Source organism: Mumia sp. zg.B21, assembly GCF_019550855.1.
Classification (GTDB): domain Bacteria; phylum Actinomycetota; class Actinomycetes; order Propionibacteriales; family Nocardioidaceae; genus Mumia.
In genome coordinates this window covers 230933-251061 of sequence record NZ_JAHWCJ010000002.1, presented here as the reverse complement: position 1 = coordinate 251061, position 20129 = coordinate 230933, and the positions used below count along the sequence as shown (strand labels likewise).

The window sequence follows — 20129 nt, the reverse complement described above, 5'->3', positions numbered from 1 at the left end:
CAAGAACGACAGACATTTACTGACCGATCGTTCTGCAATAGCGTGGACCGAAGACCGCGCCGACGACGTCGAGGGGGACACGTGAGCACGCTGCTGGAGAGCTACACCGCAGGCCGTTGGTACGCCGCACCGGACGAGGGCCGCCCACTCCTCGACGCCTCGACCGGTGAGGTCGTCGCGACGATCTCGAGCACCGGTCTCGACCTCGGCGCCATGGTCGCGTACGCCCGCGAGGTCGGCGGTCCCGCGCTCCGCAGCCTCACGTTCCACGAGCGGGCCGGGATCCTCAAGGCTCTGGCGAAGCACCTGGGCGCCGGCAAGGACGAGCTCTACCGGCTGTCGGCGTGCGCCGGCGCCACCGAGCGTGACGCGATGGTCGACGTCGACGGCGGCATCGGCACCCCCTTCTCCTACGCGAGCAAGGGCACGCGCGAGCTGCCCAACGACACGATCGTCCTCGACGGTCGGCCGGAACCCCTCGGGAAGGGCGGGACCTTCGTCGGACAACACGTCTTCACGTCGCGTCCCGGCGTCGCGGTCCAGATCAACGCCTTCAACTTCCCGGCGTGGGGGATGCTCGAGAAGCTCGCCCCCGCCTTCCTCGCGGGGCTCCCCACGATCGTGAAGCCGGCCAGCCCCACCGCGTACGTCGCCGAGGCCCTCGTGCGCCGGGTCATCGAGTCCGGCCTCCTGCCCGACGGCACCCTCCAGCTCGTCGCCGGCAGCGCAGGGACGCTCCTCGACGAGCTCGGCCCGCAGGACTCGGTCGCCTTCACCGGCTCCGCGCACACGGCGAACGTGCTGCGAGCCCACCCGTCGGTCGCCACCGGCGGCGTACGGCTCGGCGTCGAGGCCGACTCCCTGAACTGCTCCATCCTGGGCCCCGACGTCACCGCCGACGACCCCGAGCTCGACCTCTTCGTGAAGGGCGTCGTCACCGAGATGACGGTCAAGGCGGGCCAGAAGTGCACCGCGATCCGCCGCGTCCTCGTCCCGGCAGGCATGGCCGACACGGTGGTCGACGCGATCGCCGCACGCCTCGCGCGGGTCACGGTCGGCGACCCTCGCGATGCCGGTGTCCGCATGGGCCCGCTCGCGAGCCTCGCCCAGCGCGACGAGGTCCGCAAGGCCGTCGAGGCGCTGCGCAGCTCCGCGGAGATCGTCTACGGCGACCCGGACCGCGTGGAGGGCGTCGACGGCGACGCTGAGCGCGGCGCCTTCATGGCGCCGGTGCTGCTGCGGGCGCGAGATGGCGCGACCGAGCCGCACGACGTCGAGCCGTTCGGTCCGGTGAGCACGGTGCTCACCTACGACGGCCTCGACGACGCGATCGCGCTGGCGGCCCGCGGTCGCGGGAGCCTGGTGGGCTCGCTCGTGACCCACGACCCCGCCGTGGCGCGCACGCTCACCCTCGGGCTCACGCCGTGGCACGGCCGCATCCTCGTCCTCGACCGCGACGACGCCGCCGAGTCGACCGGTCACGGCTCACCGCTCCCGGTCCTCGTCCACGGCGGGCCCGGCCGGGCCGGTGGGGGCGAGGAGCTGGGTGGCATCCGCAGCGTCCTCCACCACATGCAGCGCACGGCCGTCCAGGCCTCGCCGGACATGCTCACCGCGATCACCGGCCGCTGGACGCCGGGGTCCGACCGCCGGGAGGCCTCGGTCCACCCGTTCCGCAAGAGCCTGGCCGACCTGCGCGTCGGCGACACGATCGCCTCGGAGCCACGGACGGTGACGCGGGAGGACATCGACGCGTTCGCGGCACTCACCGGCGACACGTTCTATGCCCACACCGACGAGGAGGCCGCGGCGGCGAACCCGCTCTTCGGCGGCATCGTGGCGCACGGCTATCTCCTGGTGTCGCTCGCCGCCGGTCTCTTCGTCGACCCTGACCCAGGGCCGGTGCTGGCCAACTTCGGCGTCGACAACCTGCGTTTCCTCACCCCGGTCAAGGCCGACGACGCGATCGCGGTGACGCTCACCGTCAAGGAGATCACCCCGCGCACGACGGCCGACTACGGCGAGGTTCGGTGGGACGCACAGGTGACGAACCGCCACAGCGAGCCGGTCGCGACGTACGACGTCCTGACGCTGGTCGCGAAGACCTGGGACGCCTGACAGCACCTGCTCCTTCTCGATCTTCCGTGACAACGGGTCTCGACGGGGCGCGCCTCTGTGTGCGACAGTTCACGGCAGATCGAAACGGTGTTCCATTAATGGGAACAGCGATCACCGAGGAGCAGCGCCCATGCGTACCCCCGCACGTACGACCGCGACCGCCGTAGCGCTGGTGACGACGTCCGTCGCCGTGGTGGCGGCCAGTCTCTCGCCGGCGATGGCCGAGCCGCCCGAGTTCACCCGCACCCTCGTCACCGAGGACGCCGTCGGCCCGGCCTTCACCGCCGTCGGCGACGTGGTCGGTGACCCGCGCCCGGAGCTGGTGTCGACCACCTATGGGGCTCTCACCATGCAAGGACCGGCCGCACTCCCCGAGCCGGGCAGCGTCACGCTCTACACGAACGCCGGCCGCCGGCGCGGCGGAGGCGTCGACACCTGGAAGACCACTCCGGTGATCGAGCCGTCCGACGGGATCATCTTCCCGAGCGAGCCGACGCTCGCCGACGTCGACGGAGACGGTGACGTCGACGTCATCCAGCCCGCGGGCTACTTCTGGGACAGCGGCATGGGATTCAGCCGCGGCTCGCTGACCTGGTGGGAGAACCGCGACACCCCGCGCAGCGTCCGTGAGGTCCTCGCGCTCGCGAAGTGCGTCGTCGCCTCCCGTGGCGCCTCGCAGCTCAAGGAGTGCCGCGCCCGGCTGCGCGACTGGAAGCGTCACGACATCCTCACCGACAGCCCGTTCGCCTATCACGACCTCCAGCACGTGGACTTCGACGGCGACGGACGCAAGGATCTCGTCACGGTCGGCGAACAGGGCTTCAACGCCTCCGACACGACCGACGACGTCGTCGCGCTGCAGTTCTTCAAGGGCGACGGCAAGGGCAGGTTCGCCGCTCCCGTCACCCTGGCCGACCGCGGCGGAAGCAGCCCGGTGGTCACCGACGTCGACGGAGACGGTGACCTCGACGTCGCGTCGGCGCAGTACTTCGGGGTGAGCCCTGCGGTGCTCGGGCCGCCCACCGGCGAGGCGTCGTTCGTCTGGTTCGAGCGGGTCGGCGACGCCGCCGACGGCCTCACCGCGTCCGACTTCGTGATGCACGAGATCAGCCGCGGGCAGGGACCGTCGTTCAGCATCCACCGCGTCGAGAACCTGTTCGGCGACGGGACCGATCGCTGGGTCGGCGTGAACCACACGAACACGACGCCCGGCAACCCCGGGCCCCCGGTGTTCCTCCGCGCCAAGCCCGACGTCTTCCTCATGACCCCGGGAGCCGACCCCCGCACCCCCTGGACGGTTGCTCCGCTGGCCGCCGGCGTCGACCCGGGCGCCGACTTCACGGCGAGCCCACGCCCGGGGCAGGCGGCGCCCGGCAAGACGGGATTCGGCGACATCGACGGCGACGGCGACCTCGACCTCGCGGTGTCCGGCGACGGGGCGTTCCGCCTCTACTGGCTCGAGCAGACGGCCCCGGGCACCTTCCAGCAGCACGTGCTGCCCGAGTCGGAAGGCTGGGGGCAGGCCGGCGGCGCCAAGATCGCCGACCTCGACCGCGACGGCACCAACGACATCACGTTCTCGAGCTTCGAGAACAACAAGATCGGGATCTGGAGCCCGACGTCCTGATCCACGTCTGACTCCGTGATCCCGCCGTGGCGGGCCGTCGATCCTGACGGCCCGCCCTTCGGCGTCCGGCCGTGGGGTGTCGGCGCCGATGAGTTCGGCGTCCCGAGCCGGTCGGTGCTGCGACCGTCCGAGAAGGGAACCCCGTGGACCTCCAGACCCGCATCACCGAAGCCGTCCGTCCTCACGTCGAACGCGAGGACCCGCCCGGGCTCGCGTGGCTGGTCGCCCGCGGCGAGGAGGTCGCGCTCGGTGCACACGGGTCGTACGGACCGGACGACCCGACCCCCGTCCGTACCGACACCGTCTTTCGGATCTCCTCGGTCACCAAGCCCGTCGTGGCGGTGGCCGCGCTCACGCTGATCGACGACGGCACCCTCGACCTCGACGCCCCCGTCGAGCGCTGGCTCCCAGAGCTGGCCGACCGCCAGGTGCTGCGCGACCCGGCCGGGCCGCTCGACGACACCGTGCCCGCGCGGCGCTCGATCACGGTTCGCGACGTGCTCGAGCTGCGGCTCGGGATCGGTCTCGACTTCACCGGACCGTTCCCTGGGCCTGTCCTGTCCGCGCTCGGAGCACTCGGGCTCCAGTCCGGACCGCCTGCCCCACAGGCGAACCCCGATCCGGACACGTGGATGCGGGCCGTCGGCTCCGTCCCGCTGTCGTACCAGCCGGGCGAGCGGTGGCTCTACCACTCGGGGAGCGAGGTGCTGGGGGTTCTCGTCGCGCGCGCCGCGAGGGCGCCGTTGCCCGACGTCCTCGGCGCACGGGTTCTCGAGCCGTGCGGGATGACGCGCACCGGCTTCGACGTCGGTCCCGGGGAGATCGGGACGCTGGGGCCGCTCTGGCTCCCGTCCCAAGCAGGTGCGCCGGCGGTGCCGTACGACGGGAGCGACGGTCAGTGGTCGCGACCGCCGGCCTTCCCCAACGCCGGTGACGGGCTGGTCTCGACCGTGACGGACCTGTACGCGCTTGCGCGGATGCTCCGCGCCGGCGGAGTGGCCGACGACGGGAGCCGCGTGGTGTCCACCGAGGTGCTGACCGAGGCGGTCCGCCCGCGCGTCGGCAGGATCGAAGCCGACGACACCTCGGGGTGGGGGCTCGGCTTCGGGGTGAAGACGACCGACCTCCACGACGGCCGCCGTGCGGGGGCGTACGGCTGGGACGGCGGGCTGGGGTCGACGTTCTGGGTCGACCCTGCCGCCGACGTCGTGGGCATCCTGCTCGTCAACCAGATGTGGTCCTCGCCCGAGCCGACCGCGGTGTTCGAGGACTTCTGGAGGGCGGCGTGGCACGCCCGGTGATCCTCAGCGGTCGCGGCGCCGGTCCACGACTCGACGCATCTTGCCCACCGAGCGCTCGATCGTGTCGGGAGCCACGACCCTCATCTCGACGGTCACGCCGATGGTGTCCTTCACCTGAGAACGGACGCGTTCACCGGCACCGTGCGCCGCGTCGCTCGCCACCCCGTGGCGGTGCTCGACGACGACTGTCATCACATCCATGCGCCCGTCGCGTCCAAGGACGCACTGGAAGTGCGGCGACAGCTCGGCCGTCCGAAGGAGAAGCTCCTCGATCTGCGTCGGGAAGACGTTCACCCCGCGGAGGATGATCATGTCGTCGCTGCGCCCCGTGATCTTCTCGATCCGCCGCATGGTCCGAGCCGTCCCCGGGAGGAGCCGCGTCAGGTCACGGGTGCGGTAGCGCAGGACCGGCATCGCCTCTCGGGTCAGGGAGGTCAGCACGAGCTCTCCCTCCTCGCCGTCGGGAAGGACCTCGTCGGTGAACGGGTCGACGATCTCGGGATAGAAGTGGTCCTCCCACACGTGGAGCCCGTCCTGGGTCTCGGCACACTCCATCGCCACCCCGGGACCGATCACCTCGGACAGCCCGTAGATGTCGACGGCCGTCAGGCCGAGGATCTCCTCGAGCTCGCGGCGCATCTCGTCGGTCCACGGCTCGGCACCGAAGATGCCGACCTCCAAAGACGTCGCCCGGGGATCGACGCCCTGACGGACCATCTCGTCCACGATCGCGAGCATGTACGAGGGAGTCACCATGATGATCGTGGGCCGGAAGTCTTCGATCAGGCGGACCTGCCGCTCGGTCATCCCGCCGGAGACGGGGACGACGGTGCAACCGAGCCTCTCCGCCCCCGCGTGCGCGCCGAGCCCGCCGGTGAACAACCCGTAGCCGTACGCGTTGTGGAGGACGTTGCCGGGCCGGCCACCCGCGGCGTAGATGCTGCGTGCGACGACCGTGGCCCACACGTCGAGGTCACCGCGCGTGTAGCCCACGACGGTCGGTCGGCCCGTCGTCCCCGAGGAGGCGTGGATGCGGACGACATCCTCGCGGGGCACGGCGAACATCCCGAACGGGTAGTTGTCGCGCAGGTCGGCCTTCGTCGTGAACGGGACCCGGGCGAGGTCGTCCAGCGTGCGGATGTCGTCGGGATGAACGGCGGCCTCGGTGAGAGACGCGTGGTAGTGCGGCACGTGGTCGTAGCAGCGACGGATCGAGGTCTTCAGCCGCTCGAGCTGGAGGGCACGGAGCTCGTCGACGGACGCGGTCTCGATCGCCTCGAGGCCGCCACCTCGCGAGGTCGGAGTCATGTCGACAGCACAGCAGAGAGCGGAGGGGATGCCTACCCCTGTGGCCAAACCCGTTCGACCGTGAACAGCGACGACACTACGGTCCTCGTATGTCTTGCCGCATCTCGCACACGAGCATCGACGCCCACGACGCCTACGCCCAGTCCGAGTGGTGGAAGCAGGTGCTGACCGGCTACACCGACGTGCCGGGCGATCCCAACGAGCCGGGCCACGACGAGTGCATGATCGTGCCGCCCAGCGACGGCAGCGCGGGAGCCGGACCGCTGCTCTTCATCGAGGTCCCCGAGGGCAAGGAAGTCAAGAACCGCATCCACCTGGACCTCCGACCGACCGACCGCACGCGCGACGAGGAGATCGAGCGCGTGCTGGCGCTCGGCGCGACCGCGCTCGACGACCTGCGCAAGCCCGACGGTGGAGGGTGGCTGGTCCTCGCCGACCCGGAGGGCAACGAGTTCTGCATCCTGCGCAGCGACGCCGAGATCGCGGCCGTGAACAGCTGACCGAGGGCCGGGTCAGGCGCGCGCGGGCCACTCCGCGGTCGCTTGGAGCACGGCCTCCTCGAGCGCGTCCGTACGCCACTGCGTGACCTTCTGGTAGTCCTCGTCGGCGACCATGCGGCTGAACTCCTCGCGCGAGGGATAGCGCACGAGCGCGACCGCGTCCCAGGCCTGCCCGTCCTCGGCGACCAGGGGAGTCGCCCCGTCGCCGGCGTACAGGACCTCACCGCCGTAGCGGGGGAGGAACGTCTCCTCGAGCGCCGCGGCGTACCTGGCGTACAGCTCGCGCCCACCCTCCCGGAAGCGCAGGAGGTTGAGCATGGTCACCGGACCCCCGGGGTCGTCGGCGAGGTAGCGCTTGAGGTCGGCACCGCGGGGATCGACAGCCATGCGCGCATCGTGGCACAGCCGCACCTGCCCGCGGGCTCAGCGTGGCGCGCGGAACCCCGCGGCCTGCGCGTCGGCCGCTGTGGCGAAGCACGCCTCGGGGACGGTGACCGCGTACGAGCGGCTGCCCGGCTCGTGGAAGATGCGTGCGCCGCCGCCGTCGGGGACGTTGCCCTTGATCGGCGCCTTCGCCGGGCACGACTTCCCCGTCGGCGCCACGCTCGGCCCCTTGGCCGCCGGTGGTGCGGCGCTCGTCGGGGCGCCCGCGTCTCCAGCGGTGCCTCCGGCGAACTTCGCGGCGTACGCCCACGTCGACGTCGGCAGCGGCTTCAGGTCGGCGGGCGTGCCGTCGACGCGTGTGCAGCCGTCGAGGATGCGGCTGATCGCGTCCTTCATCGGTTGCGTGACCCGCATCTCGTAGGCGGCGGCGACCCGGGTGAAACGCACGACGTAGGTGCAGCGGTAGGCCTTGTTGGGAGGGAGCCACGCGTCGGGGCCGGAGTCGGACTTGCTGGAGTTCGTCGGACCGTCGACCGCCATCAGGTTGATCGGGTCGTTGGCGAAGGTCACGCGCTTGCCCACCGGCCACTGCTGCGCACCGAGCTGCCAGCCGAGCGAGAGCGGCACGACGTGGTCGATCTGCACGGCGCTCGCGTCTTCTTTGCGGAACGTGATGGTGGTGCCGGTGTAGGGGTCCGCCAGGCGTCCACCGACGACGACGCACTTGTTGCGCTTGCTCACGTCCTGGAGGTCGCGGCTCAGGATGTTGTCGCGGGTGCCGCACCCGCTCCGGGTGACGTCGGCCCAGGCCTGACCGAAGCGTCCGACGCGGTCGTAGCCCGTCTTCGGAGCGCGACCGGCGACCTGGAGGCGGCCGAGCATCGCCCGCGCCTTGGTGACCTGGTCGGCAACCTGCTCCGCCGGCTTCCCGGCAGGGGGAGCCGCCGTGGTCGTCACCGCCTGGGCCGCCTGCTCGGTGCCGGTCTCCACCTCCACAGGGCCGCAGGCGGGAAGGACGAGGAGGGCCGCTGCAGCGGCCAGGAGGCGTCGCGCCGTACGTGAGGTCACAGAGGTGTTCTACACGTCGGCCCCGACCTCGGGCGAGGCGGTCACCCCGGCGCTAACGTCGACCTCATGGACAGTGACTGGCAGGACCCGGCCGCGATCTCGCTGATGCTCGACGAGCTCAAGACGTGGGCCGTGGTCGGGCTCTCCGGCGACCCCTCCCGTACCGCCTTCCAGGTGGCGAAGGTCATGCAGACGCGTGGCAAGCGCATCGTCCCCATCCACCCCGACGCACCCACGGTGCTGGGCGAGCAGGGCTACGCGACGCTGTCCGACGTGCCGTTCCCGATCGACGTCGTAGACGTCTTCCGGCGCTCGGAGGCAGCAGGACCCTTCGCGGACCAGGCGGTGGCCACCGGGGCGCGGGCCGTGTGGTTCCAGCTGGGTGTGATCGACGTGGCCGCGTTCGAGCGGACCCGGGCCGCGGGTCTCGCGATGGTGATGGACACCTGCCCGTTGATCGAGTGGGGAAGGCGGTCGGCGTGACCCCAGGGGTGGGCGGCCCTCTCGTCGTACCCCCGGGTCCCGGCATCCCCGGGGGGCTCGTGGTGCCCGAGCGCGAGATCGAGGAGCGGTTCTCGCGGTCGCCCGGGCCTGGCGGACAGTCGGTCAACACGACCGACAGCCGCGTCGAGGTCGTGTTCGACGCCGCGACGTCGGAGGTGCTGTCACCGCAGCAGCGCGACCGCCTGGTGTCGGTGATCGGGTCGAGCCGCATCAGCGTGACCGCGTCGGAGCACCGCTCGCAGCTGCGCAACCGCGTCGCCGCACGCGAACGCCTCGCCGCACGCCTGCGTACGGCCCTGGCGCCACCTCCGCGCCCGCGCGTCGCGACGAAGCCGACCCGCGGGTCGAAGCGCCGCCGGATCGAGGCCAAACGCCGCCGTGCACAGACGAAGTCGAACCGCGGGCGGGTCAGCGACGCCGACTGACGCTCGGTGCCGCGGGGCTCCCGCGGAGCACGAGCCGCGCTGGCCGAAACCACCCGGCGATACCATCCGAGCATGACCGACGAGCAGCCCGAGAACCCTGGCCAGGACCGCTGGACCGACGAGGCGAAGGACGAGTTCGTCCGCGCCGCCGAAGCCCTCAGCTCCGCCCTGCGCACCCATGCCGTCGCGGTCGCCGCGGCGGGATCCGATGCCGACGTCCCCACCATCACCGCCGCCAAGGAGGCGCTCGCCGCGGCGCTCGAGGCGTACGACGAGGCGCAGTACGACTACAGCGGGACGTTCCCGCCCTTCGCGATCATCGAGGAGGACGGTGACGAGGAGGCCACGCACGACCACGACCACGACGGCAGCCCGCTCACCGGGCAGCGGGTGACGGGCGTGACGGTGCTCCAGCGCATGGACTACCGCATCACCGACCCGCAGGCGGTCGTCGCTGCCGGCAGCGTGGCGCAGAAGGCCTCGCCCGACGAGATCGACGGCCCGGTGACGGACCTCGGCGAGGCCCTCTATGCACTCGCGCACAGCAACGGCCTCGGCGGCTGGAGCGCGCTCGGCGAGACGGCCGGCATCGTGCCCGTCGCCCAGGTGACGCTCGCCGTCGCCAACGAGGGCCTCCTGCCGACCGACCCCGACGAGTGGCCCGAGGACTCGCTGTCGGTCGAGGAAGGCGAGCTGATCTTCCAGGAGGGCACGACCTGGGTCGAGTGACCCGGCAGATCACGTGTGCTGCGTGCCTGACGCTGTGCCGAGGAGCGGCGCCAGGGCACCGCGGAGATCGTCGATCTTCTGGTAGCGCAGGGCAGTCATCCCGACCTCGTGGGCTGCGGTGACGTTGGCGGTGGTGTCGTCGATGAACAAGCAGCGGTGGACCGGGGTGCCCACCCGTTCGGCGGCCAGGAAGTAGACGCGGGGGTCAGGCTTGATGTGGCCGACGCGAGAGGTGTTCACCACGGTGTCGGCGAGGTCGTCGAGCCCTTGCTGGACAAGGTCCCGCTCCAGCCGGGTGGTCGCGTTGGATACCAGGGCGACGGTCGCGACCGAGCGTGCCTGGCGGAGGAGGGACGCAACCTCGTGGTCGACGACGGGAACCAGGCCGGACCAGTCGTCGACCACGGCATGGGCGCGTTCGGTCGATCCGCAGATCTCCGCGAGGTCTGCGGTCACGAGTGAGCGCCAGTGCTCGTCGGTGATCGCTCCGGTGGTCGCAGGGTGCAGGCGTGACGGGGCGAAGGCCACCTTCGCGAGTGTGCCCGCGGGAAGCCCGTGACTGGTGTCGATGTCGTCGGCAGCAGGCCAGTGTCGAAGCACGCCGTCGATGTCGCAGAGCACCGCGTCGTACGGGCGAACAGTCATGTGAGGACTCCTGGTGTGGTGGTTGCGGGCTGTCGTCGGCCTTGAAAGTTAAGGACATTAGCCGTACGGTGAAGAGCATGAGCCAATTACCGTCTGAGACCCTTCATCACCTTGCCCTCCCCGAGGGTCGGATCACCTACACCGACTCCGGACACGGGCCGCTCGTCGTCCTCGTCCCTGGCATGGGTGACGTCAGAGCGACGTACGCGCTCCTCGTGCCCGTCCTCGTCGAGGCCGGCTACCGCGTCGTCGTCACCGACCTGCGCGGCCACGGCGACTCCGACACCGGCTTCCGCTCGTACGGCGACGCGGTCACCGCCTCCGACCTCGTCGCGCTCGTCGAGCACCTCGCGGCCGGCCCCGCGGTCCTGGTCGGCAGCTCGATGGGCGGGTCGGCCGCCGTCATCGCCGCGGCCGACCGGCCTGACCTGGTCAACGGTGTGGTCACTCTCGCCGGCTTCTACCGCGAGGCGGCGTCCCCGGCGGTGGCCGCCCTGCTGCGGCTCGTCTATCGCGCCGTCTTCGCGTGGCCGTGGGGCGGCGCCTTCTGGACGTGGTACGTCCGGTCGGCGCTGAGCAAGGGTCGCCCGACGCCAGGTCTCGACGAGCGGCTCGCGACGCTCCGCGCGACGTACCGCGACCGTGCGCGGCTGCGCTCGCTGCGTCGCCTCGCGGTCGCTCTCGACCACCGTCAGGCGGAGCGGCGCCTCTCCGACGTCCACACTCCCGTGCTCGCCGTTTTCGGCTCCGCCGACCCCGACTTCTCCGACGCCGCGGCCGAGCTCGCGTACGCCCGCGAGACGGTCGACGCCGACGGAGTCGTGCTCGAAGAGGTCGGTCACTATCCGCAGCTGCAGGCCGCCGACGAGGTCCTCGCGGTCCTGCTGCCGTTCCTCGCCTCCACCACCAGCGGCACCGATGCCTAGGGCCGGCCTCAACCACGACCGGGTCGTCGCCATCGCGCTCGACGTGGTCGACGCCGGCGGCCGTACGGGGTTCGCCGACCTCACCCTCGCGTCCGTCGCGTCGGCCGCGGGCGTCTCGACGCCCAGCCTCTACAAGCACGTCGCGTCTCTCGCCGACCTGCGTCGGGAGGTAGGGGTGCACGCGGTGGGCGACCTCGTACGCCTCACGAGCCAGGCGACCGTCGGCCGCTCCGGGCCCGAGGCGATCCGGTCGCTCGGTCACGCCATGCGCGACTACGCCCGCGAGCACCCCGGCCGGTACGCCGCGGTGCAGGTCCCCGCGGACCCTGACGACCCGGCGGACGCCGCGCTCGCCCGCGCGGGCGGGGATGCGGTGGCGATCCTCGCGGCCGTCGTCCGCGGCGCCGACGTCGCGGACGACCACCTCGTCGACGCCGTGCGCATCCTCCGGTCCGCCGTGCACGGATTCGTGAGCCTGGAGCTCGACCGGGGCTTCCGTCTCCCCGCCGACCTCGACGCGAGCTTCGACGCGCTGCTCGACGTGGTCGTCACCGGACTCTCCACCCTGGGCACGACCCCCTAGCGGAACGCTGTTCCTATCATATACGTTTCAACTCATGGCGACCGCGGTGATCACGGGCAGCAGCAAAGGGATCGGCTTCGGCCTGGCTCGGGAGCTGCGGTCACGCGGCTACGACGTCGTGGTCACCGGCCGACGGGAAGACTCGGTCACCGAGGCGGTGAAGCGGCTCGAGGAGGCCGATGCCCCCGGTCGGGTGCTCGGCATCGGGTGCGACGTCTCGGACCCGGCCGCCGTCCAGGCCCTGTGGGATGCAGCGGCCGCCCAGCTCGACACCATCGACCTCTGGATCAACAACGCCGGCGTCGCGCGTACGGTCCACCCGGTCGTCGACCTGCGCCCCGACTGGATCGTCGAGATGGTCACCTCCAACATGGTCGGCACGATCCTCGGCAGCCGTGTCGCCGTACGCGGCATGACCGCCCAGGGGCACGGCCAGCTGGTCAACATCCTCGGTGGCGGGTCGGACGGCAAGATCCGGCCCGGCATGACCGTGTACGGCTCGACCAAGCGCGGCCTGCGGGCGTTCACCGATGCTCTGGTGCGCGAGACCGCGGGCGGCCCCGTCCGCATCGCGTCGGTCAGCCCGGGAGTCGTCGTCACAGACGGCATGATCCGAGAGGCCCGCGAGCTGGGGCCGGAGGGCTTTGCCAGGGTGCGCAAGGCGATGAACATCCTCGCCGACCCGGTGGACGACGCCGCGCCGGCGATCGTCGACATGATCCTGTCCAACCCCAAGCACGGTGCGACGCTCAAGCGCGTCGGCAGCCTCGAGCTCGGCATGCGCTTCGCCAAGGGCGGCAAGGGCCGTGACGTCTTCGCCGGCGCAGGACTCTAAGAGCGGAGCACAGTCCGCTCCAGGAACGCGTTGCGGAAGCACCGGTCGGGGTCCCGGCTGTCGGCCAGGGCCTGGAAGTCGGGAAGGCGCGGATAGAGCTCGGCGATCCGGTCCGCGCCGAGGCTGAACCACTTGCCCCAGTGCGGCCGAGCCCCGAACGGCGCCAGCGCCTCCTCGATCTCCGGCAGGAGCCGCCGCACGGCGTCGGGCTCGCGGACGAGGGTGAAGTGGATCGCGACGGTGTCGCGGCCGTACGCCGGGCTCAGCCACAGGTCGTCTCCGGGAACCGTGCGGATCTCGCTCACCTGCAGGAGCGGGTCGATCCGCGGACCGAGTGCACGCAGCGCCTCGAAGGCCGCCGTGGCACGGCCGCGCGGCAGGAGGTACTCGCTCTGGATCTCCGCACCGACGCTCGGTGTGAACCCCGCACGGAAGTGCGGGAGCCGCTCGAACCACGGCCCGCCCACTCCCAGCTGCGCCGTGGCGTGGATCGCGTCGATGCCGAGGATCGGGTGCTGCCCGACGGTCGCCGGCACCCCCCACCGGACGGTCGGCCCGGTCGGCCGACGGCTCTTCATCCAGACCTGGTCGACCACGTCGCCTCCCCACCGGGTGAAGAGGCTCACACTGTCGGCCGACGAGGAGACCGCGTCGAAGTCCGTGAGGACCGTCTCCCACGGCACCGCGTTGCGCACGTCCTGACGGACGTCGTACGTCGGCTCGACGCGCAACGTCACCCGGGTGACGATCCCCAGGGCTCCGAGGCTCACGACCGCGCCGCGGAGGTCCGGGTCGGCCTCGGTCGTCCACGCCAGGTCGCCGTCGGGTCCGACCGTCTCCAGGGCGGTGACCGCACCGGCGAGCGTCGGGGCGGCGTCCCCCGACCCGTGCGTCGCTGTGGCGACGGCACCCGCGACGGAGATGTGCGGCAACGACGCCATGGCGCCGAGCGCCCAGCCGGCACGGTGCAGCACCGGCGCGATCTCGGCATACGAGGCCGCGGCACCGACCGTGGCCGTGCCGGCGTCGGCGTCCACGACCACCGTGCGCGGGATCGCGTCGAGACTCACCAGCAGCCCGGCCGAGTCCGCGAGGTCGTGGAAGGAGTGACGGCTGCCCAGCGCACGCACGCGTGGAGAGTCCGCCACAACCCTGCGGAGCTCGTCCACGCTCGACGGACGGCGCAGGGCGGCTGCCGCGTACGTGTGGGTCTCGGCCCAGTTGCGACCCGGGGTCGTCACGAGTCCACCGTCCCACGGCCGAGGCTCGGGTGGCAGGTCCCGGACGCACGAGATCCCGGCCAGGAGACCTGACCGGGATCGTGTCGTGTGCGCGAGGGGGGACTTGAACCCCCACGTCCTTGCGGACACTGGCACCTGAAGCCAGCGCGTCTGCCATTCCGCCACTCGCGCGAGTGCTTGGTGAGTCTAACAGCCGTCACCGAGGCCCGATCTGTGGGTGGCCGTCCACCGTAGGGCGTGTGACGGCGACACCCGCTCATGTCGGCCCGATACGATCAAGTGGACGTGCGGGGGTCATCTCCGCGAGAGTACGCGTGTCCGCTCGACGACGGCACCAGACGACAGGAGGAGGTCGCGGCGATGGGAGTGCTCCAGCGCTTCGAGCAGCGGCTCGAGGATGCCGTCTCCGGCGCCTTCGCGCGGGTGTTCCAGAGTGCGGTCCAACCGGTCGAGATCGCGGCTGCCCTGCAGCGTGAGCTCGACAACGGTGCTCAGATCCTCTCGCGCGACCGGGTCCTGGTCCCCAACGACTTCACCGTCGAGCTCTCGCAGATCGACTACGAGCGGCTCGCCCCGTACGGCGGCACGCTCTCGGGCGAGCTCTCCGAGCTCGTGCACGAGCACGTGGCCGAGCAGCACTACACGCTCGCGGGGCCGCTCAAGCTCGAGTTCGTCCACCAGCCCGACCTGACGACCGGGCGCTTCCGGATCCGCTCGCGCGCCTCCGCCGCCGTGACCCCCGCCGCGGGTGTCCGCATGACCGACACCGCCGTCGCCAAGGCACCGGTGGTCCTCGAGGTCAACGGCGTGCGCCACCCCGTCGAGCCGCCCGGTGTCGTGATCGGCCGCGGCACCGACGCGCAGCTGCGCATCAACGACCCCGGCGTCTCCCGCAAGCACGCTCAGTTCCGCGTCTTCCTCGAGGGCAGCAGCGTCCGCGTCGCGATCGAGGACCTCGGCTCGACCAACGGCATCGTGGTCGACGGGCGTCGCGTCACCCACGCCGTCCTCACCGACGGCTCACGCGTTCAGCTGGGCAACACGCTGGTCGTGGTCCGCAACCCGCACGCGCGCCCCGGACCCCCGGTCGGGCCGACCGGCCCGGTGGCCCCACCCGGCCCCGCGCCGGCCGCACCCGGATCTCCGCCGCCGTACGCCGGGCCCTCGCAGCCGCCGCCGCAGGCCGGGCCACAAGGCGGTCGCTGGTGACCGAGCTGACCCTCACCCTCATCAAGCTCGGATTCCTCGCGGTGCTGTGGCTCTTCGTACTCTCCGCGGTCTCCGTGATCCGCTCCGACATCTTCGGTGCCAAGGTCGACACGACGCGCGCGCCGCAGCCCCAGCCGCCGCGGCAAAAGAAGTCCAAGCAGCCCCGCGCACCCAAGGGCCGCAAGCCCAAGCGCGGGATGCCGTCGACGCTCGTGGTCACCGACGGGCCCAACGCCGGCCAGCTGGTGCCGGTCACGGGCGCCGACATCCTGCTGGGCCGCGGCACCGACGCCGCCATCAGGCTCGACGACGACTACGTCTCGACCCGCCACGCGCGCTTCTCGACCAACGGCGAGCAGTGGTACGTCGAGGACCTCGGCTCGACCAACGGCACCTACCTCGGCAGCCAACGTGTGACGTCCCCCGTCCCGGTCGACCTCGGCATGCCCGTGCGCCTGGGCAAAACCGTGGTCGAGCTCCGGAAGTAGGACGCCCCTTGCCCGCTCACCAGACACGCCTCGGCTACACCTACGTCGCCCTCTCGGACGTCGGACGCAGGCGGAACTCCAACCAGGACTCCGGCTACGCCAGCCCGCACCTGCTCGTGATCGCCGACGGCATGGGAGGCGCGGCCGCCGGAGACCTCGCCTCCTCCGAGGTCATGCACGTCGTACGCCGCCTCGACCGGCCGCCGAACGGCGACGTGATCGAGGCGCTCGCCGGCGCCGTGCACCGGGCCAACGACCGCCTCGCCGAGGTGATCGAGGACGACCCGAGCGTCGAGGGGATGGGCACGACGCTCACCGCCCTGCTGTGGAACGGCACGACGTTCGGCCTTGCCCACATCGGCGACTCCCGCGCCTACCTGATGCGCGACGGCCACCTGCACCAGATCACCAAGGACCACACGCTCGTCCAGAGCCTGGTCGACGAGGGCCGCCTGACCCCCGAGGGGGCGCGGTCCCACCCCAACCGCTCCTTGATCCTCCGCGTCCTGCTCGGTCGCGACGACGCGGAGCCCGACCTCACGCTGATCGAGCCGCGTCTGGGAGACCGCTACCTGCTGTGCAGCGACGGTCTGTCCGACATGGTCGACGACGACTCCATCGCCCACGTCCTGGCGAACGCCCCCACGGTGGACGTGGCGGCCGTGGAGCTGGTCCAGCGGGCGCTGGCAGGCGGCGGTGCCGACAACGTCACCGTCATCCTGGGCGAGATCATCGACCTCGACGCCCCACCCGACCCGACCCTCGCCTCCGCCGACGGGCAGCCGATGCTCGTCGGAGCCGCCTCCGAGCAGGCGCGACCGGGCTCCGGGCCCACCACCGCGACCAACCTCGACGCCGTGCCGGCGAGCGACGACGACCTCGAGGGCGACACCGGTGCGGCCGGCGTCAACGGCGACGGCACCGCCGACCCCGAGGCGCTCCGCTACGCCCCCCGGCCGCCTCAGCGCTACGTGTGGCTGCGGCGACTGGTCGTGATCGCGGTCGTCGTCGGCCTCCTGGCCCTCGCCGCCAAGCTGACCTACGACTGGACCCAGCGCCAGTACTACGTCGGCACGTCCGACGGCAACGTGGCCATCTTCCGCGGCATCCAGGCCGACCTGCCGCTCCTCGAGCTCGACAGCGTCGAGGAGGTCACCGACATCACGCTGGCGTCGCTGCCGACGTTCCGCGCGAACCAGGTCGAGAAGGGCATCACGTCGACCTCCCTTGCCGATGCCCGCGACACGATCGACCAGCTCCGTGACATTGCGGCCCGCTGCGCCGACCCGGCCCAGGCCAACGCGCCCGGCACGGAGTGCGGAGGCGTCGAGTGAGCACCCCCGCGACCAGCCCCGCCGTCGTCCACCGCAAGCGCCGAGGTGCCGAGGCGTTCCTCGTGGCGCTCGCTCTCGTGATCGTCATCTTCGCGTTCTGCGCCGTCGGGCTCGGCGCCCGCGGCAAGGTCCCGGGCTTCGTCGCCGGTCTCGCCGTCCTCCTCGTGGTGATCGCCGTCGCGACGCACCTCGTCGTCCGGTTCGTGGCGCCGTACGCAGACCCGGTGCTGGTGCCGCTGGTCGTCGCCCTCAACGGGCTGGGCGTCGCCATGATCTACCGGCTCGACCTGGCACGCCTCGACCGCCTCGGCGACGAGGCCAAGCAGTTCGCCGGACGCCAGGTGATGTGGACCGCGATCGGCCTGGCCCTGTTCGTGGCCGTCCTGCTCATCGTGCGTGACCACCGCAAGCTCCAGGCCTACACCTACACGTTCGGGCTCACCGCGCTCGTGCTGCTGATCCTCCCGCTGCTGCCCGTCATCGGGACGCAGATCAACGGCGCCCGCATCTGGATCCGGGTCGGCGGCCTGAGTCTCCAGCCGGGCGAGTTCGCCAAGATCTGCCTGGCGATCTTCTTCGCCGGCTACCTCGTCGTGAAGCGCGACGCCCTCGCGCTGGCAGGCCGGCGGTTCATGGGCATCGACTTCCCCCGCGGCCGCGACCTCGGCCCCATCCTCGCCGCGTGGCTCGTGAGCCTCGGCGTCCTCATCTTCCAGCGCGACCTCGGTTCTTCGCTGCTGTTCTTCGGCCTCTTCGTCGTCATGCTCTACGTCGCCACCGAGCGGCCGGGGTGGCTCGTGGTGGGCACCCTTCTCTTCGTCGGGGGCGCGACCTTCGCCGCGACGACCTTCAGCCACGTCCAGAGCCGTGTCGACGCCTGGCTCAGCCCCTTCCCGGTGACCGAGGGCACGTTCCAGCTGACCCAGGGCATGTTCGGCATGGCGTGGGGTGGCCTCCTCGGACGCGGGCTCGGTGAGGGCAACCCCTTCCTCACCCCGTTCGCCTACTCCGACTTCATCTTCGCCTCCTTCGCCGAGGAGCTCGGGCTCGCCGGCGCGATGGCGATCCTGCTGATGTACGGCCTGATCGTGGAGCGAGGGCTGCGGATCGCGCTGCTGTGCCGGGACGCGTTCGGCAAGCTTCTCGCGACAGGTCTCGCCGTGTCCTTCGCGCTCCAGGTGTTCGTCGTCGTCGGCGGCGTCACCCGCATCATCCCGCTCACCGGCCTCACCACCCCGTTCATGTCGTACGGCGGGTCCTCGATCCTCGCCAACTGGGCGATCGTCGCGCTGCTGCTGCGGATCAGCGACCAGAGCCGGCGTCCGCCCCCGGAGGCGGCGCCGCTGGAGATGGACGACTCGACCCAGGTGGTGAAGCTGTGAACCGGCCGATCCGCGTGATGTCGATCGTGTGCCTGATGCTCTTCGTCGCGCTGCTCCTCGGGGTCAACTACATCCAGTTCGTCGACGCCGACACGCTCAACGCCAAGAACGGCAACCGACGTGTCATCGACGAGCAGTTCGCCCGTGAGCGCGGCCCGATCCTCGTCGGCGACCGACCGATCGCCGAGAGCGTCCCGGTCGACGACGTCTGGAAGTTCCAGCGCCGCTACCCCGAGGGCAAGCTCTACAGCGACATCACCGGCTACTTCAGCTACACCTACGGGCGCAGCGGCCTCGAGCAGTCCCAGAACTCGATCCTCTCCGGCAGCGACAACCGGCTCTTCGTCAACCGTGTCGTCGACCTGATCGGCTCCAACCAGCCTCGTGGTGGCAGCGTGTCGGTGACGATCAACCGCAAGGCCCAGCGAGCCGCCGCCGAGGGCCTCGACGGTCTCCCCGGTGACGCCAAGGGCGCTGCGGTCGCGATCGACCCGAGCACCGGCGCCATCCTCGCGATGACCGGCACCCCGACCTACAACCCCAACGTCCTCGCGAGCCACAAACTCATCGCCGTCACCGAGGCCTGGGACCGGCTCAACGCCGACGAGGACCAGCCGATGCTCAACCGCTCGACCCAGCAGACACTGCCGCCGGGGTCGACGTTCAAGATCGTCACCGCTGCCGCCGCCATGGAGAACCTCGACCTCACCCCCTCCAGCAAGGTCAAGGGCGGGAGCGCCCTGTCCGCACCCGGCTTCGGGTCATACCAGCTGGTCAACCAGGGCGGGGGCAACTGCGGCGGCAAGAACATCACCCTGACCCAGGCGCTCGAGGTCTCCTGCAACGTCACCTTCGGCGACCTCTCGATGAAGGTCGGTCAAGCCGCCATGCAGGCGCAGGCCGATGCCTTCGGGTTCGGGACCCGCCCGATCGAGCAGGTCGCCAGCAACCCCAGCCAGTTCACCGGCGACCCCGACGCCGAGCTCGACCCGCCCCAGCTCGCGCAGAGCGGCATCGGGCAGTTCGAGGTGTCGGCGACCCCGCTGCAGATGGCGATGGCGACCGGCGCGATCGCCAACGGCGGAGCGCTCATGAAGCCCTACCTCGTGTCGACGGTGCGTTCGCCCGACCTCAAGACGATCGAGACCGCCAAGCCGGAGAAGATCCGCGACGCGATCTCGGGCGGCACCGCGGCCGGGCTGAGCCAGATGATGGTCGACGTCGTCGACAACGGCACCGGTTCGTCGGCCGCGATCTCGGGGGTCGAGGTCGGCGGCAAGACCGGCACCGCGCAGTCCACGTCGGACCGTCCGCCCTACGCCTGGTTCGTCTCGTTCGCCCCCGCCGACGACCCCAAGGTCGCGGTCGCGGTGGTGGTCGAGTCCTCAAGCACCGGACGCGACGACATCTCGGGCGGCCGGCTGGCAGGACCCATCGCCAGATCGGTCATGGAGGCGGTGATCGGTCGATGACACGCCCTCTGCACGGGATTCTCACCGCCCGACCGGTATTTTTGAGCAGT

20 protein-coding genes and 1 tRNA gene are annotated in these 20129 nt (G+C 71.3%); 15 read left to right on the top strand and 6 right to left on the bottom strand.

All coding sequences use genetic code 11. The annotated features are described in order from the left end of the window. Nucleotides 1–81: 81 nt before the first annotated feature. The 3 genes from paaZ to KV100_RS09920 all read left to right on the top strand — a co-directional run bounded on the left by paaZ (nt 82) and on the right by KV100_RS09920 (nt 5046). Complete coding sequence (gene paaZ, locus KV100_RS09930; RefSeq protein WP_220342817.1) at nt 82–2118, top strand: phenylacetic acid degradation bifunctional protein PaaZ; 2037 nt, start codon at nt 82–84, stop codon at nt 2116–2118. A 130-nt stretch (nt 2119–2248) separates the two neighbouring features. Further along, nucleotides 2249–3745 carry a VCBS repeat-containing protein gene (locus tag KV100_RS09925; protein WP_220342814.1) on the top strand — a complete coding sequence of 499 codons (1497 nt, stop codon included), beginning with the start codon at nt 2249–2251 and terminating at the stop codon, nt 3743–3745. A gap of 143 nt (nt 3746–3888) precedes the next feature. Continuing rightward, complete coding sequence (locus KV100_RS09920; protein WP_220342812.1) at nt 3889–5046, top strand: serine hydrolase; 1158 nt, start codon at nt 3889–3891, stop codon at nt 5044–5046. 3 nt (nt 5047–5049) lie between these two features. Here KV100_RS09920 and paaK read toward each other — a convergent pair whose 3' ends face one another. Then, a complete protein-coding gene (paaK, locus tag KV100_RS09915; RefSeq protein WP_220342811.1) occupies nt 5050–6354 on the bottom strand; it encodes a phenylacetate--CoA ligase PaaK in 1305 nt (434 codons plus the stop codon). 89 nt (nt 6355–6443) lie between these two features. Here paaK and KV100_RS09910 point away from each other — a divergent pair, with 89 nt between their 5' ends. Continuing rightward, a complete protein-coding gene (locus KV100_RS09910; RefSeq protein WP_220342809.1) occupies nt 6444–6854 on the top strand; it encodes a VOC family protein in 411 nt (136 codons plus the stop codon). A 12-nt stretch (nt 6855–6866) separates the two neighbouring features. Here the strand turns inward: KV100_RS09910 and KV100_RS09905 are convergent, their stop codons facing one another. Together KV100_RS09905 and KV100_RS09900 are read right to left on the bottom strand one after the other, a co-directional pair. Beyond that, nucleotides 6867–7241, bottom strand: a complete 375-nt coding sequence (locus KV100_RS09905) for a DUF1330 domain-containing protein (RefSeq protein ID WP_220342807.1) — start codon at nt 7239–7241, stop codon at nt 6867–6869. Between the two features lie 36 nt (nt 7242–7277). Further along, nucleotides 7278–8306, bottom strand: coding sequence for an HNH endonuclease family protein (locus KV100_RS09900; RefSeq protein WP_220342805.1), 1029 nt, complete (start codon nt 8304–8306; stop codon nt 7278–7280). A gap of 66 nt (nt 8307–8372) precedes the next feature. On the opposite strand from KV100_RS09900, the gene KV100_RS09895 reads away from it, so the two are divergent. From KV100_RS09895 to KV100_RS09885, 3 genes are all read left to right on the top strand, one after another. After that, entirely contained in the window at nt 8373–8789 is a 417-nt protein-coding gene (locus tag KV100_RS09895; protein ID WP_220342803.1) for a CoA-binding protein, read from the top strand. A 44-nt stretch (nt 8790–8833) separates the two neighbouring features. Further along, the gene (arfB, locus tag KV100_RS09890; protein ID WP_374226666.1) at nt 8834–9235 is read left to right on the top strand and encodes an alternative ribosome rescue aminoacyl-tRNA hydrolase ArfB; all 402 of its coding nucleotides are present in this window, start codon (nt 8834–8836) and stop codon (nt 9233–9235) included. 72 nt (nt 9236–9307) lie between these two features. Continuing rightward, entirely contained in the window at nt 9308–9964 is a 657-nt protein-coding gene (locus KV100_RS09885) for a hypothetical protein (protein ID WP_220342799.1), read from the top strand. A gap of 9 nt (nt 9965–9973) precedes the next feature. On the opposite strand, the gene KV100_RS09880 is transcribed toward KV100_RS09885, so the two are convergent. Beyond that, on the bottom strand, nt 9974–10609 hold the full coding sequence (locus tag KV100_RS09880) for an HAD-IA family hydrolase (RefSeq protein ID WP_220342797.1): 636 nt from the start codon (nt 10607–10609) through the stop codon (nt 9974–9976). Nucleotides 10610–10686: 77 nt separating this feature from the next. Between KV100_RS09880 and KV100_RS09875 the strand changes: the two genes are divergently transcribed. The 3 genes from KV100_RS09875 to KV100_RS09865 are packed head-to-tail and all read left to right on the top strand — an operon-like array spanning nt 10687 to nt 12953. Continuing rightward, nucleotides 10687–11535, top strand: a complete 849-nt coding sequence (locus tag KV100_RS09875) for an alpha/beta fold hydrolase (RefSeq protein ID WP_220342796.1) — start codon at nt 10687–10689, stop codon at nt 11533–11535. After that, a complete protein-coding gene (locus KV100_RS09870) occupies nt 11528–12118 on the top strand; it encodes a TetR/AcrR family transcriptional regulator (protein WP_220342795.1) in 591 nt (196 codons plus the stop codon). The genes KV100_RS09875 and KV100_RS09870 overlap by 8 nt, the downstream gene beginning before the upstream one ends. Before the next feature lie 34 nt (nt 12119–12152). Next, the gene (locus tag KV100_RS09865; RefSeq protein ID WP_220342794.1) at nt 12153–12953 is read left to right on the top strand and encodes an SDR family oxidoreductase; all 801 of its coding nucleotides are present in this window, start codon (nt 12153–12155) and stop codon (nt 12951–12953) included. Here the strand turns inward: KV100_RS09865 and KV100_RS09860 are convergent. Both KV100_RS09860 and KV100_RS09855 read right to left on the bottom strand, forming a co-directional pair. Continuing rightward, complete coding sequence (locus KV100_RS09860) at nt 12950–14194, bottom strand: D-arabinono-1,4-lactone oxidase (protein WP_220342793.1); 1245 nt, start codon at nt 14192–14194, stop codon at nt 12950–12952. The genes KV100_RS09865 and KV100_RS09860 overlap by 4 nt on opposite strands. 88 nt (nt 14195–14282) lie before the next feature. Beyond that, nucleotides 14283–14365, bottom strand: a tRNA-Leu gene (locus tag KV100_RS09855). A 189-nt stretch (nt 14366–14554) separates the two neighbouring features. Here KV100_RS09855 and KV100_RS09850 point away from each other — a divergent pair. From KV100_RS09850 to KV100_RS09830, 5 genes are read left to right on the top strand one after another with little or no spacing between them, the layout of a single operon-like run. Beyond that, nucleotides 14555–15403, top strand: coding sequence for a DUF3662 and FHA domain-containing protein (locus KV100_RS09850; protein WP_220342792.1), 849 nt, complete (start codon nt 14555–14557; stop codon nt 15401–15403). Continuing rightward, nucleotides 15400–15891 carry an FHA domain-containing protein gene (locus tag KV100_RS09845; RefSeq protein WP_220342791.1) on the top strand — a complete coding sequence of 164 codons (492 nt, stop codon included), beginning with the start codon at nt 15400–15402 and terminating at the stop codon, nt 15889–15891. Before KV100_RS09850 ends, KV100_RS09845 begins: the two co-directional genes overlap by 4 nt. A gap of 8 nt (nt 15892–15899) precedes the next feature. Continuing rightward, complete coding sequence (locus KV100_RS09840; RefSeq protein WP_220342790.1) at nt 15900–17225, top strand: PP2C family serine/threonine-protein phosphatase; 1326 nt, start codon at nt 15900–15902, stop codon at nt 17223–17225. Then, nucleotides 17222–18607, top strand: coding sequence for an FtsW/RodA/SpoVE family cell cycle protein (locus tag KV100_RS09835; RefSeq protein WP_220342789.1), 1386 nt, complete (start codon nt 17222–17224; stop codon nt 18605–18607). Before KV100_RS09840 ends, KV100_RS09835 begins: the two co-directional genes overlap by 4 nt. Continuing rightward, nucleotides 18604–20079 (top strand): penicillin-binding protein 2, encoded by a 1476-nt coding sequence (locus KV100_RS09830; protein WP_220342788.1) that lies wholly within the window; start codon nt 18604–18606, stop codon nt 20077–20079. The genes KV100_RS09835 and KV100_RS09830 overlap by 4 nt, the downstream gene beginning before the upstream one ends. Nucleotides 20080–20129: the final 50 nt, after the last annotated feature.